We start from the raw sequence: 12,915 nt of genomic DNA, 5'->3' as shown, positions 1-12,915 counted from the left end.
CTACCGAGCGGCGCGCACATCCGCTGTGCGCGCCGCGGCCCTGCCCGGAGCGGAAAAACGCGCTATCTCTGGCCTGAACACGAGGCTGACAGGAGGTGCGCGATGAGCTGGAACCCGGCACTGGAGCCGCAATGCCCCGACGCGGGCGGCGTGGATGCGATCGAAACCGTGGTGATCCCGCGCGCCCGCGACATCGGCGGCTTCGAGGTGCGCCGCGCGCTGCCCGCGCCGCGCCGCCAGATGGTGGGGCCCTTCATCTTCTTCGACCAGATGGGCCCGGCCGAGTTCCTGACCGGGCAGGGCATCGACGTGCGCCCGCACCCGCATATCGGCCTCGGCACCGTCACCTACCTGTATGAAGGGGAGTTTGAGCACCGCGACTCGCTTGGGACACAGCAGATGATCTACCCCGGTGAGGTGAACTGGATGGTAGCGGGCCAGGGCGTCACCCATTCCGAGCGCACATCGGCGGCGACCCGGAGGGGGCAGAGCAAGCTGTTCGGCATCCAGACCTGGATCGCGCTGCCGGAAAGCCACGAAGACGCGCCTGCCAGTTTCGAGCACCACGGAAAGGAGAAACTGCCGCTGTTGCAGGGCAGGGGCAAGGCGGTGCGGCTGATCCTGGGCAGCGCCTGGGGCGAGCGCGCGCCGGCCTCACTGTTCTCCGAGGCCTTCTATGCCGACGCGGTGCTGCAGGCCGGCGCCAAGCTGCCCTTGCCCACTGAACACGAGGACCGCGGCATTTACGTCACCGAAGGCGCGGTGGAGATCGCGGGCCAGACCTTCCCGGCCGGACAGATGATGGTGTTCCGCCCCGGCGACGAGATCACGGTGACCGCCGGGCCAGAGGGCGCGCGGCTGATGGTGCTGGGCGGCGAGACGCTGAACGGCCCGCGCTACATCTGGTGGAACTTCGTCGCCTCCTCCCGCGACCGGATCGAGGCGGCGAAGGCCGCCTGGGCCGCAGGCGACTGGGAGAACGGCCCGTTCCAGCTGCCTGCGGGCGATACCGGCGAATTCATCCCGCTGCCGTGAGGCACAGCTGGCGGCCGTCCAGCTTGCGTGAAATGATTTACATGTGAAGGGTTGTGCGGTGCCGCGTTTGGGTGTTCTGTCACCGTCATGAGCCAGTCAGCAGAGATCGCAAAGCCCGCTGCCAGCCCCTTGAAGGGTATTCTCTGGATGGTGGTTACGGGGCTGATGTTCGTCGCCGTTACGGCACTGGTCAAATACCTGGGCGACCGGGTTCCGCCTGCGCAATCCGCCTTCCTGCGCTATCTTCTGGGGCTGGTGTTCCTGCTGCCGATGGCAGGCGCGCTGCGCCGCGCGCGGATCACGCCGCGGTTGTGGATGCTGTTTGCGGGCCGCGGAGCGGTGCACAGCATTGCGGTAATCCTGTGGTTTTTCGCCATGACCCGCATCCCGCTCGCCGAAGTGACGGCAATGAACTACCTCTCTCCGGTTTACGTGACGCTTGGGGCTGCGCTGTTCCTTGGCGAGCGGCTGGCCGTCCGCCGGATCGCGGCGATCGGCGTTGCGCTCATTGGCGCGGTGATCATCCTGCGCCCCGGTTTCCGTGAGGTCTCCCCCGGCCATGTCGCGATGCTCATCACCGCGATCTGCTTTGGCGCCTCCTACCTGATTGCCAAGCGCACGGTGGATGGCACCAGCCCGGCGGTGGTTGTGGCGATGCTGTCGGTCTTCGTGACCATCGGCCTTGCGCCCTTTGCCGCCGCTGTCTGGGTAACGCCGGCACTTTGGGAACTGGGCATCCTGTTCCTTGTTGCCTGTTTCGCTACTGCCGGACACTACACCATGTCGATGGCCTTTGCCGCGGCGCCGGTGACGGTGACGCAGCCGGTCACCTTCCTGCAGCTGGTCTGGGCGACGGCGCTGGGCGCGCTGGCCTTTGGCGAGCCGGTGGATGTCTGGGTGGTCGCGGGCGGCAGTCTGATCCTTGCCGCGATCAGCTTCATCTCCTGGCGCGAGGCGGTTCTGAAGCGCCGTCAGATCACCCCGCCGAACAGCGCGACCAGCCTCTAGGCAGCCAACGGACGCGCGGCCGAGGGAAGCGGGGGAGGCGCCGGCGCGCCTCTGCCTCCGGCGGGGAGTTTGAGCCGTCCTGGAAACGCTCCGGGGGAGCGTTTCAGGCGAAAATGAGCCTTCAAGCAAGTGGAAGGCAGGGACGCCGCGGCGGCGGGCGCGGTCAGGGAATGGCGAGATCGACGACCAGATGCGCGGCTTCCCGGGCCTCCGCCGGGTCCAAGGGGTCCTCGGACTGGGCCGCCTGCAGCCAGACCCCGTCCATGTAGCACTGCAGCGCCTGCCGCGCGGTTTCCACCCGGTCCGGCGGCAGCAGTGCCCCCAGTTCGGCCAGGAAATGGCTGCGCACCCGGGCGCGGTTGATTCGGTGCAGCCGCGACAGCCGCGGCGAATACGGCGCATTGGCCCAGAACTGCATCCAGATGCTGCACTGCGGCACGGTGAAAAGCGCGTCCGAGAAGTTGGCATCCATGACCGCATAGAGGCGCTCGCGCGGGGTGCTGGCGGTTGCATAGCCCTCAATCATCGCCCGCCTCAGCTTGCGCAGAAGGTGCCGCATCGTGGCTTCCATCAGCCCTTCCTTGGAGCCGAAATAGTAGTTGATCGAGGCCGCGGACGCGCCTGCCTCCTGCGCGATTTCTGCCATCGTAACAACCGAGTAGCCGGATTTGTGCACCGCGGTGATGGTGGCTTCAATCAATTCTTCGTTGCGGATGTCGCGAATGCGTTTTCTGCCCATGCAAAAGTTGTGCGCCACTTGCCCGCGAGATTCAACTGTTGTTGTCGTCAGTCCGGAACTTGAATGGCTGTTCAAAAAGCTGTTTGGAAGTTCAGCCCTCTGTGTTATGTAACCGCACCATGTCCGAAATGGTGTGAAACCGAGAACATGGGAGGGATATATGACTTCAATTATTTCATTCGGGATTCTGCTGGCCTTTGCGCTGGTGGCGTTCTGCGTGATCAAATGGTGGAACGTCCGCAACGTCGGCGTGACCCCCGTTCACCTTTTCACCTTCATCGCCATCCTGTTCACCTCCGGTCTGGACGTGGGCCTGATTATGTTCCCGCTGGCCTGGGACTTCCCGCTCTATGCGGATACCGCGGCTGAGCCCGCCTATGGGTTCACCAACCCGCTGGCGCTGGAATTCGGCTTCTGGGGCTTCCTGATCTGGGGCTTCTACTTCCTCACCACGTTCTACTTCTGTGTGGTCGAGCCGCGGGTGAAGTTCTTTGAGATCCCGCTGGTGAAGTGGATCAACAACATCGTGATCATCGGCACCTGCGCCTTCACCGGCGCTCTGTTCCTGATCTACCTGCCGTATTACGCCACCTTCATGGGCGACGGCGAGACAGTGATCCCGGCCTTCTATGTCATCACTTTCCTGGTGATCCTGTTTGCCGCCTTCTCGTCCACCGACATCAAATATGTGCGTATCCTGTCGGTTGGCTCCACGCTTCTGTTTGCGGCGCTGATCGCGGGCATGTGGGCGTATGCCGGCATGGGTTTCGGCGAATTCACCGATACCGCCAGCAACATCGGCGGCTATTTCGCGAACATCCACAAGTTCGTGCTGCCGCTGACCGACTACCACGAGTTCTACCTGTTCTGGTGGTTCGCCTGGTCGATCATGATCGGCCAGTTCACCTCGCGCTTCGTGGGCGGCCTGCGCACGTGGCAGGTGCTGGCAGCGCTGCTGGTGTTCCCGTCGATCCCGCTGGGTGTGTGGTTCTCGGTGCTGTACTATTACCACTTGAACAGCATCGAGACGACGCTGCTGATCAACGTCTCGATGGTCGCCGTGGGCATCATTTTCGTGGTCAACTCGTTTGACTCGCTGATCCGGCTCTACACCGACAACCTGAACCTCTCGGCCAAGCGCTTCGGCACTGTGCCTTACGTGCTGGGAAACGCTGTGGTTCTGTTCGGCCTGACCCTGGCCTTCCAGAGCCAGTGGCTGAAGATCGAGTGGATCGGCACAGTGGTGATCGGCCTCTATGTGTCCTGCCTCGGCTATATCGCGCTGAAGAGGCGTAACGAAGTCATGAGCATTACCGCCTCGCCCGAGGAGAACCTGCTCGACTTCGAGAAGATTAAGACCGCCCACTAAGGGCCGCGCCACCGCCGGGCCGCCGTTTCCCCGAACAGGCGGCCCGGCCTCACCTGCCTGGCGGTGCCGCTGCGCCCGCCAGGCGCCTTTGCCAGACCCGCGCCTTGGGAGGTTTGCGATGAGTGCCCCGAATATCCTGATCCTCATGGTGGACCAGCTGAATGGGTCCCTTTTCCCGGATGGTCCCGCCGAATGGCTGCATGCGCCGAACCTGAAGAAGCTGGCTGCGCGCTCCACCCGCTTTGCCAACGCCTATACCGCCTCGCCCCTCTGCGCCCCGGGGCGGGCGAGCTTCATGTCGGGCCAGCTGCCCTCGCGCACCGGCGTCTACGACAACGCGGCCGAGTTCCGCTCCGATATTCCCACCTACGCGCACCACCTGCGCCGGGCAGGCTACTACACCTGCCTGTCGGGCAAGATGCACTTCGTCGGCCCCGACCAGCTGCACGGGTTCGAGGACCGGCTGACCACCGACATCTACCCGGCCGACTTTGGCTGGACGCCCGATTACCGCAAGCCGGGCGAGCGGATCGACTGGTGGTATCACAACATGGGAAGCGTCACCGGGGCAGGGGTGGCGGAGACCTCCAACCAGATGGAATACGACGACGAGGTCGCCTACAACGCCAAGACCAAGCTCTACGAGCTGTCGCGCGGGCTGGACGGCCGCCCCTGGGCGCTGACCGTCAGCTTCACCCACCCGCATGATCCTTACGTGGCGCGGCGCAAGTACTGGGATCTGTATGAGGACTGCGAGCACCTGCTGCCGCAGGTCCCGGCGATGGATTACGAAGAGCACGACAACCATTCCAAGCGCATCTTCGATGCCAACGACTGGCGCAGCTTCGACATCACCGAAGACCACATCAAACGCGCCCGCCGCGCCTATTTTGCCAATATCTCCTACCTCGACGACAAGATCGGCGAGATTCTGGAGGTGCTGGAGACAACGCGGCAGGAAGCGATCATCCTCTTTGTCTCCGACCACGGCGACATGCTGGGCGAGCGCGGCCTCTGGTTCAAGATGAGCTTCTATGAGGGCTCCTCCCGCGTGCCGCTGATGATCTCGGCGCCGGACATGCCCTCGGGCCTGATCGAAACGCCAGTCTCCACCATCGACGTGACCCCGACGCTGGGCGCGCTGGCCGGTGTCGATATGGAGGAGATTGCCCCCTGGAGCGACGGCCACAACCTTGTGCCGCTGGCGCAAGGGGAGGAGCGCAGCGCGCCGGTGGCGATCGAATACGCAGCCGAAGCCTCTTACGCGCCGCTGGTCTCGCTGCGCTACGGCAAGTGGAAGTACAACCGCTGCGCGCTTGACCCCGACCAGCTCTTCGACCTGGAGGCCGACCCGCAGGAACTCACCAACCTGGCAGGCGACCCGGCCCATGCCGGCACGCTGCAGACCCTGCGCGCCAAGTCCGAGGCCCGCTGGGACCTTGCCCGCTTCGACGCCGACGTCCGCGCGAGCCAGGCCCGCCGCTGGGTCGTCTACGAGGCCCTGCGCCAGGGCGGCTATTACCCCTGGGACTACCAGCCACTGCAGAAGGCCTCCGAGCGCTACATGCGCAATCATATGAACCTCGACACCCTCGAGGAAAGCAAACGCTTTCCCCGGGGCGAATGACCCCTGCAACCGGCCAGCCCGCTTTCTGGCCAATAATACCCCCGCCGGAGGCATGAAATCATGACACACCCCGCTCAACCCAAAGCCAGCCACTTCATCAATGGCGCCTACGTCGAAGACACGTCCGGCACCCCGATCCCGGTGATCTACGCCGCGACCGGAGAGGAGATCGCCACCGTCTACGCCGCAACGCCCGCGATTGTGGAGCAAGCGCTGGCATCCGCGAAGGAAGCCCAGAAGGCCTGGGCGAAGATGACCGGCACCGAACGCGGCCGCATCCTGCGCCGTGCCGCCGACATCATGCGCGAACGCAATCACGAGCTCAGCGTGCTGGAGACCTACGACACCGGCAAGCCGCTGCAGGAAACGCTGGTGGCCGACGCCACCTCCGGTGCCGACGCGCTGGAGTATTTCGGCGGCCTCGCGGCCAGCCTTACCGGCGAGCACATCGCGCTGGGCGAGGACTGGGTCTACACCAAGCGCGAGGCGCTCGGCCTGTGCGTCGGCATCGGCGCCTGGAACTACCCGACCCAGATCGCCTGCTGGAAGGGCGCCCCGGCACTCGCCTGCGGCAACTCGATGGTGTTCAAGCCCTCGGAAACCACACCGCTGTGTGCGCTGAAGGTCGCCGAGATCCTGCATGAAGCGGGCCTGCCCGCGGGCCTCTACAACGTGGTGCAGGGCATGGGCGAGGTCGGCACTGCGCTGGTCACCGATCCGCGCGTCAACAAGGTCTCGCTCACCGGCTCGGTGCCCACGGGCCGGAAGGTCTATGCTGCAGCCGCCGAGGGCATGAAGCACGTGACGATGGAGCTGGGCGGCAAATCTCCGCTGCTGGTCTTTGACGATGCCGACATCGACAATGCCGTCGGTGGCGCCATCAACGGCAACTTCTATTCCTCCGGCCAGGTCTGCTCCAACGGCACCCGCGTCTTCGTGCAAAAGGGCATCAAGGAGAAATTCCTCGCCCGCCTCGCCGAGCGCGTGAAAGGCGCGGTGCTGGGCGATCCGCAGGACGAGGCGACGAACTTCGGCCCGATGGTCTCCGAGCGGCAGATGGATATCGTGCTGGGCTACATCGAGAAGGGCAAGGCAGAGGGCGCGCGCCTGGTCTGCGGCGGCAGCCGCGCCGATATGCCCGGCTTCTTCATCGAGCCCACCGTCTTTGCCGATGTGACCGACGATATGACCATCGCGCGCGAGGAGATCTTCGGCCCGGTGATGTCGGTCCTCGACTTCGAGACCGAGGAAGAGGCGATCGCGCGCGCCAATGCCACCGAGTTCGGCCTGTCCGCGGGCGTCTTCACCCGCGATTTCACCCGCGCGCACCGGGTGATTGATCAGCTCGAAGCGGGCAGCTGCTTCATCAACTCCTACAACGATGCGCCGGTCGAGGCGCCGTTTGGCGGCGTGAAGGCCTCCGGCGTGGGCCGCGAGAACTCGAAGGAGGCGATCAACCACTTCAGCCAGGTGAAGTCGGTTTACGTGCGCATGGGCGACGTCGAAGCGGCGTTCTGATTGCCCTTCCGGGCAACGCCCTCCCGCCCGCCCCGTTGCCCGGAAGGGCAATCAAGGTTGGGCTTTTGCTGAGAGGTCCGCTGAGGGCGCGATGCGTCCTCAGCGGACCAGACCAATGATGGGGCAGATTCGGACCGCCTCAAGGACAGGCCGCGCAAGGGCGCGGTGCCTTCGGCATCCTTGACCCGTTCCGAATCCGCGATGGAGAGATGTGATGAATGCGGATTATGTGATTGTCGGTGCAGGCTCGGCGGGCTGTGCCATGGCCTACCGGCTGAGCGAAGCCGGCAAGTCGGTTCTGGTGATCGAACACGGCGGCACCGATGCGGGCCCCTTCATCCAGATGCCGGCTGCGCTGAGCTACCCGATGAACATGAGCCTCTATGACTGGGGCTACAAGACCGAGCCGGAGCCGCATCTGGACGGCCGCCGGCTGGTCTGCCCGCGCGGCAAGGTGGTCGGGGGCTCCTCCTCGATCAATGGCATGGTCTACGTGCGCGGCCATGCGGGCGACTACAACCATTGGGCCGAGGCCGGCGCCCAGGGCTGGTCCTATGCCGACGTGCTGCCCTATTTCAAACGCATGGAGACCTGGCACGACAGCGGCCAGGGCGGCGATCCGGACTGGCGCGGCACCGACGGCCCGCTGCATATCTCGCGCGGGCCCCGCGACAACCCGCTGCACGAAGCCTTTGTCGAGGCCGGGCGCCAGGCGGGCTATCCGGTCACGCATGACTACAATGGCGAGCAGCAGGAAGGCTTCGGCCCGATGGAGATGACGGTCTACAAGGGCCGCCGCTGGTCCGCTGCCAATGCTTATCTGAAGCCTGCGCTGAAGCGGGAGAACTGCGACCTGATCCGCGCCTTTGCCCGCAGGATCGTAATCGAGGACGGCCGCGCCGTCGGCGTCGAGGTCGAGCGCAGCGGCAAGCTGGAGGTAATCCGGGCGCGCGCGGAGGTGATTGTCTCTGCCTCCTCGCTGAACTCGCCGAAGCTGCTGATGCTCTCGGGCATCGGCCCGGCGGCGCATCTCGCCGAACACGGCATCGATGTCGTCGCCGACCGGCCCGGCGTGGGGCAGAACCTGCAGGACCACCTTGAGCTGTACTTGCAGATGGCCTGCTCGCAGCCGATTACCCTGTTCAAGTACTGGAACCTCTTCGGCAAGGGGCTGATCGGCGCGCAGTGGCTGTTCACCAAGACTGGGCTCGGCGCCTCGAACCAGTTCGAAAGCGCGGCATTCATCCGTTCGAAGCCCGGCGTCGACTACCCGGATATCCAGTACCACTTCCTGCCGATCGCGGTGCGCTACGATGGCCAGGCGGCGGCCGAGGGCCACGGCTTCCAGGCCCATGTCGGCCCGATGCGCTCGCCCTCGCGCGGGGAAGTCACCCTGCGCTCCGCCGATCCCAAGGACGATCCGCGCATCCTGTTCAACTACATGAGCACCGAGAAGGACTGGGAGGATTTCCGCACCTGCATCCGCCTCACCCGCGAGATCTTCGCCCAGGAGGCCTTCCAGCCCTTCGTGAAGCACGAGATCCAGCCGGGCGATGCCGTGCAAAGCGACGATGAGCTTGACGGTTTCATCAAGGAACACGTGGAGAGCGCCTATCACCCCTGCGGCACCTGCAAGATGGGGGCGGCCGATGACCCGACGAGCGTGGTTGATCCCGAATGCCGGGTGATCGGCGTTGATGGCCTGCGGGTCGCCGACAGTTCGATCTTCCCGCGGATCACCAACGGCAACCTCAACGGCCCCTCGATCATGACCGGCGAGAAGGCCGCCGACCATATCCTCGGCCGCCGCCTGCCGTCTTCGAATGCGGAGCCCTGGTTTCATCCGGAGTGGCGCACAGCGCAACGCTGAGATCCGAGGGCTGCTCCTGGCACCGCCTGCCGGCAGTCCCGGCGGGCGTTATGCTTTCTGGCGTGGAAACAATGCGGTGACGCCTATTTTTGATGCGCACCGAGGCGGCCGCCCGCGGGGTTGTCCAGGGTGGGGCGAGTCTAGGCATAAGGAGCGAACAGTTGTCCGGCACCCCGCATGAGCTGGCCGAAGAATTCCCGGCTTTAGTCTGTTGAAGGCGATATCGTGCAGCTGCGGAGCCAACGGACATTGGCCAGGCCGGACCCGGCAGTCAATACGGGGGCCGGCTATTCTGCCGGCGTTTCCACGAGCCCGGCCGGCCGGTGCCGCCCCGCGGGCAGCCCGCCCGGCGCCGTTACCGGCCCAGCGGCATTTCCATTGGCACTGCCGGAAACCCGCCTCCGCCGAGGGGGAGGCTGACCGTCTCGATGCGCGCCATCCCCATGCGGGCATAAAAGGGTTCGGCGTTGAGGCTGGACAAGACCTGCAGCCGTACCGCGCCTGTCTTCGCGGCTTCGGCGCGGCAGCGTTCGAACAGGGCGCGGCCGATTCCCCGGCCGCAGCAGCCCGGATCGGTGGCGAAATGGCGGATATGTGCCAGCCCGGGCTCCTGCACGCCGCTTCCCGGCTGGGTCAGGGTCCAGCCGCCGCACCCGGTGATCCGGCCGTTCTCCACCGCGGCATAATAGGTGTCGGACGCCAGCAGCCCCCTATTGGCGCGGGTCATCATGGGCAGGGCGCGCGCCAGCACCTGCGGCGCGTGAGCCGGCGCCATCAGCACCGGGTAACAGCGCCCGAGCAGCGCCTCGATCTCCTCTGCTTCCGCTTCACCGGCTACCCGAACCTGCATCTTTCTGTCCTTCCGCTGCCCGGCGCGAAGCCTGGGATCTTCGACCGCCCTCGGCAGATTCCTTACAGAACGCCTGCAAAAGGGGCAGGCAGTCAGCTCACCTCATAAGGCAGCACGCCGCGCTGGTCGGTATCGATGGTGAGCCGCCGTTCGAGCGGCGGCACCGAGCGCTGGTGGCAGTCCCGGCGTTCGCAGATGCGGCAGGAGATGCCGATCGGCTCGTAGGCGCTGTCGTTCTTCACGTCGAGCCCGTCGGCATAGACCAGCGCATCCGCGTGGCGCACCTCGCACCCCAGCGCGATCGCGTAGCGGCGCACCGGGGAGCCGAAGGAACCGCCCGGTTTAGAGACATCTCGGGCGAGCGAAATGTAGCGCACCCCGTCTGGCGTCTCCGCCAGCTGGCGCAGGAAGCGGCCAGGGGTCTCAAACGCGCGGTGCACGTTCCATAAGGGGCACGCACCGCCGAAGCGGGCAAACTGCAGCCGCGTGGCGGAGTGCCGCTTGGTGATCGTGCCGGCCTGATCCACCCGCACGAAGAAGAAGGGCACACCTTTGGCGCCGGGCCGCTGCAGGGTGGAGAGCCTATGCGCCACCTGCTCGATCGACGCGGTGAAGCGGGTCGCCAGCAGCTCCAGGTCGTGGCGGCACTCCTGCGCGGCCTCCAGGAAGCGGCGGTATGGCATCAGCGCGGCGCCCGCGAAGTAGTTGGCAAGTCCGATCTTGGCAATGGCGCGGGCCTCATCGCTCTGGAAGCGGGCAAAGTCGAGCGTCGCCTCCAGAAGCTTGTTCTGCCGCAGGAGTGCCACCTGCAACAGCATCTGGAACAGCTGCGTCTGCGGCGCCGAGCGGTTGGAGAGGTGCAGCGTGCGCGTCTCCGCATCAAAGCGGCGCAGGCCGGTCATCTCGCTCTGTTGCAGGCTGACGCCGCAGGCTTCCAGAGCCGCGACGGCGGCGGCGCGGATGTCGGGCACATCGGCGAAGTGCTCGGCGGCGCGGTCCACCGCATCGATGTAGTTGTCGCAGTAGTGGAAGAAGTCCCGCACTTCCTCCCATGGGCTTGCCTGGATGCGGGCATCTTCACGCCCCAGCGCCTCGTCCAAAGAAGCGAGCCGCTCGTGGGTCTGCCGGTAGGCGCGGTGCAGGGTCAGGAAGGCCCGGGCGAGCGCGGGCGCGTTGGAAGCGGTGAGCCGCAGATCCGCGAGCGGGGGCGCGTCATCGGCGAAGACCGGATCGGCCATCGCCTCGCGCATGTCGCTCACGAGGCGCTCGCTGTCGCCCGTGCTGAGCTCGGTCACGTCCATGCCGAACTCCTGCGCCAAGGCCAGCACCACGGTGGTCGAGACCGGGCGGTTGTTGTTCTCCATCTGGTTCAGATAGGGCAGGGAAACACCAAGTTTGGCGGCGAAATCCTTCTGCGTCAGCGCCAGCCGGGTGCGCATCTCGCGCAGCTTGGCCCCGGCATAGAGTTTCTGGGTGGCCATCGGGCGTGCCTTTGCAAATACCAGTCGGACGGACCGTATAGTTGCAAATCCGCGGCTGCAAGCGTCAGGTGTGAAGCTGCCTTTCCCGCCAGACCACCAGCAGGATCGCGGCAAGCCCCAGCACTGCAGTGGCGAGCATGATGAGCAGCAGCGGCACCGCGGTGGAGCCCGGCACCAGGAGCCAGCCGGCAAAGGCGCTGAGCCCGGCGCCGCCGCCGATCATGATGGCGCCGCTGAGGCCGGAGGCGGTGCCCGCCAGGTGCGGACGCACCGAGATCGCGCCCGCTGTGGCGTTGGGGATCGCCATGCCGTTGCCAAGCCCGACAAAACACATGAGCCCGAAGAAGGTGAGCACCGTATCGAGCCCCGCTGCCGCGATGACCAGGGATAGCGCGACGCCGGCGCCGTTGACGACACAGCCCCAGAGCACCATCCAGTTCACGCCCATGCGGGTGGAGTAACGGCCGGAAAGGAAGTTGCCCGCGAAATAGCCCACCGCCGGGGCCGAGAAATAGATGCCGAGCTCGGCCGTGTTCAGCCCGTAGACCTCACTGCCGACAAAGGGCGCGCCGCCCAGATAGGCAAAGAAGGCGCCCGAGGCGAGCCCTGAGGCCAGCGAATAGCCCCAGAACCGCGGCGAGCGGAACAGTTCGGGGTATTCGCGGAACTGCGCCGCCAGAGTCTTGCCGCTCTTGTGCGCAGTTTCGCCGAAATCGGCGTAGGTGATGGCGAGCGTGAGCGCCCCCACCGCAAACAGCATCCAGAAGTTGGCGGTCCAGCCCAGCCACTGGTCCAGCACGCCGCCGATGGCCGGGCCGATCATCGGCACCACCGCCATGCCCATAGTGACATAGCCGATCATGCTGGCGGCACGGTCGGTGTCATACATGTCGCGCACAGCCGCACGGCTCAGCACCATGGTGGCCGCCACCACCGCCTGGCCCATGCGGAACAGCAGGAACACCTCGGCGCTGGGGGCATAGATGCAGCCGAGCGTTGCGAGCAGGAACAGCACCATACTGGCGAGCAGCACCGGGCGGCGGCCCATCTGGTCGGAGACCGGCCCGACCAGGATCTGCACCACAGCGTTGACTGCAAGGTATAGCGCCACCGACAATTGCATCAGCCGGTAATCGGCCTGGAAATACTCCGCCATCCCCGGCAGCGAGGGCAGGAAGATGTTCATGCCAAGCGCCGACAGCCCCGCAAGTAGGATCAGCGTGAAGATGCGCGGCGGGCTGCGGTGGCCGGTCAGGCGGGCATTATATGTGGACATACAAACCGCTTAGAGCAGCCTTACGTCCATGTCCATCGCCGGTTGCACCGCGCCGGGAGTGTGCCGCGCGTGGAGTTTGCTCATTTCCATGTTTGCACGCGATCTATGCATAGTATTTGCAAATTTGCGAATATTGCCTTTG

The 12,915-nt window shown here is 65.5% G+C and carries 10 protein-coding genes; 6 read left to right on the top strand and 4 right to left on the bottom strand.

Annotated features, from left to right (window positions below):
* The first annotated feature begins 102 nt into the window (after positions 1-102).
* Both ACOHWE_RS04865 and ACOHWE_RS04860 read left to right on the top strand, forming a co-directional pair.
* The gene (locus tag ACOHWE_RS04865; RefSeq protein ID WP_420664553.1) at positions 103-1,035 is read left to right on the top strand and encodes a pirin family protein; all 933 of its coding nucleotides are present in this window, start codon (positions 103-105) and stop codon (positions 1,033-1,035) included.
* A gap of 87 nt (positions 1,036-1,122) precedes the next feature.
* Entirely contained in the window at positions 1,123-2,043 is a 921-nt protein-coding gene (locus tag ACOHWE_RS04860; protein WP_420664551.1) for a DMT family transporter, read from the top strand.
* A gap of 163 nt (positions 2,044-2,206) precedes the next feature.
* Here ACOHWE_RS04860 and betI read toward each other — a convergent pair whose 3' ends face one another.
* Positions 2,207-2,782, bottom strand: a complete 576-nt coding sequence (gene betI / locus ACOHWE_RS04855; protein ID WP_420664549.1) for a choline-binding transcriptional repressor BetI — start codon at positions 2,780-2,782, stop codon at positions 2,207-2,209.
* 160 nt (positions 2,783-2,942) lie between these two features.
* Here betI and ACOHWE_RS04850 point away from each other — a divergent pair, with 160 nt between their 5' ends.
* From ACOHWE_RS04850 to betA, 4 genes are all read left to right on the top strand, one after another.
* Positions 2,943-4,151, top strand: a complete 1,209-nt coding sequence (locus ACOHWE_RS04850) for a BCCT family transporter (protein ID WP_420664547.1) — start codon at positions 2,943-2,945, stop codon at positions 4,149-4,151.
* Positions 4,152-4,269: 118 nt separating this feature from the next.
* Positions 4,270-5,778: a choline-sulfatase gene (gene betC / locus ACOHWE_RS04845; RefSeq protein ID WP_420664545.1), complete on the top strand. Its 1,509-nt coding sequence runs from the start codon at positions 4,270-4,272 to the stop codon at positions 5,776-5,778.
* Positions 5,779-5,838: 60 nt separating this feature from the next.
* The gene (gene betB / locus ACOHWE_RS04840; protein WP_420664544.1) at positions 5,839-7,296 is read left to right on the top strand and encodes a betaine-aldehyde dehydrogenase; all 1,458 of its coding nucleotides are present in this window, start codon (positions 5,839-5,841) and stop codon (positions 7,294-7,296) included.
* Positions 7,297-7,510: 214 nt separating this feature from the next.
* Positions 7,511-9,166 (top strand): choline dehydrogenase, encoded by a 1,656-nt coding sequence (gene betA / locus ACOHWE_RS04835; RefSeq protein ID WP_420664542.1) that lies wholly within the window; start codon positions 7,511-7,513, stop codon positions 9,164-9,166.
* Positions 9,167-9,521: 355 nt separating this feature from the next.
* Here betA and ACOHWE_RS04830 read toward each other — a convergent pair whose 3' ends face one another.
* The 3 genes from ACOHWE_RS04830 to ACOHWE_RS04820 all read right to left on the bottom strand — a co-directional run bounded on the left by ACOHWE_RS04830 (position 9,522) and on the right by ACOHWE_RS04820 (position 12,773).
* Entirely contained in the window at positions 9,522-10,016 is a 495-nt protein-coding gene (locus tag ACOHWE_RS04830; protein WP_420664540.1) for a GNAT family N-acetyltransferase, read from the bottom strand.
* 92 nt (positions 10,017-10,108) lie between these two features.
* Positions 10,109-11,497, bottom strand: coding sequence for a helix-turn-helix domain-containing protein (locus ACOHWE_RS04825; RefSeq protein WP_420664537.1), 1,389 nt, complete (start codon positions 11,495-11,497; stop codon positions 10,109-10,111).
* A gap of 64 nt (positions 11,498-11,561) precedes the next feature.
* Complete coding sequence (locus ACOHWE_RS04820) at positions 11,562-12,773, bottom strand: multidrug effflux MFS transporter (protein WP_420664535.1); 1,212 nt, start codon at positions 12,771-12,773, stop codon at positions 11,562-11,564.
* Between the last annotated feature and the right edge of the window lie 142 nt (positions 12,774-12,915).

Origin of the sequence: Cribrihabitans neustonicus (genome assembly GCF_048820895.1) — a bacterium.
GTDB lineage: Bacteria > Pseudomonadota > Alphaproteobacteria > Rhodobacterales > Rhodobacteraceae > Cribrihabitans_A > Cribrihabitans_A neustonicus.
The sequence above is the reverse complement of the archived record's forward strand: the minus strand, read 5'-3'. Positions and strand labels throughout refer to the sequence as shown.

Excerpts from the sequence above, each read along its gene's own strand:
- ACOHWE_RS04820 (WP_420664535.1), bottom strand. The coding sequence starts at position 12,773 with ATGTCCACATATAATGCCCGCCTGACCGGCCACCGCAGCCCGCCGCGC.
- betI (WP_420664549.1), bottom strand. The coding sequence starts at position 2,782 with ATGGGCAGAAAACGCATTCGCGACATCCGCAACGAAGAATTGATTGAA.
- ACOHWE_RS04865 (WP_420664553.1), top strand. The coding sequence starts at position 103 with ATGAGCTGGAACCCGGCACTGGAGCCGCAATGCCCCGACGCGGGCGGC.
- betA (WP_420664542.1), top strand. The coding sequence starts at position 7,511 with ATGAATGCGGATTATGTGATTGTCGGTGCAGGCTCGGCGGGCTGTGCC.
- ACOHWE_RS04850 (WP_420664547.1), top strand. The coding sequence starts at position 2,943 with ATGACTTCAATTATTTCATTCGGGATTCTGCTGGCCTTTGCGCTGGTG.
- ACOHWE_RS04860 (WP_420664551.1), top strand. The coding sequence starts at position 1,123 with ATGAGCCAGTCAGCAGAGATCGCAAAGCCCGCTGCCAGCCCCTTGAAG.
- betB (WP_420664544.1), top strand. The coding sequence starts at position 5,839 with ATGACACACCCCGCTCAACCCAAAGCCAGCCACTTCATCAATGGCGCC.
- ACOHWE_RS04830 (WP_420664540.1), bottom strand. The coding sequence starts at position 10,016 with ATGCAGGTTCGGGTAGCCGGTGAAGCGGAAGCAGAGGAGATCGAGGCG.
- ACOHWE_RS04825 (WP_420664537.1), bottom strand. The coding sequence starts at position 11,497 with ATGGCCACCCAGAAACTCTATGCCGGGGCCAAGCTGCGCGAGATGCGC.
- betC (WP_420664545.1), top strand. The coding sequence starts at position 4,270 with ATGAGTGCCCCGAATATCCTGATCCTCATGGTGGACCAGCTGAATGGG.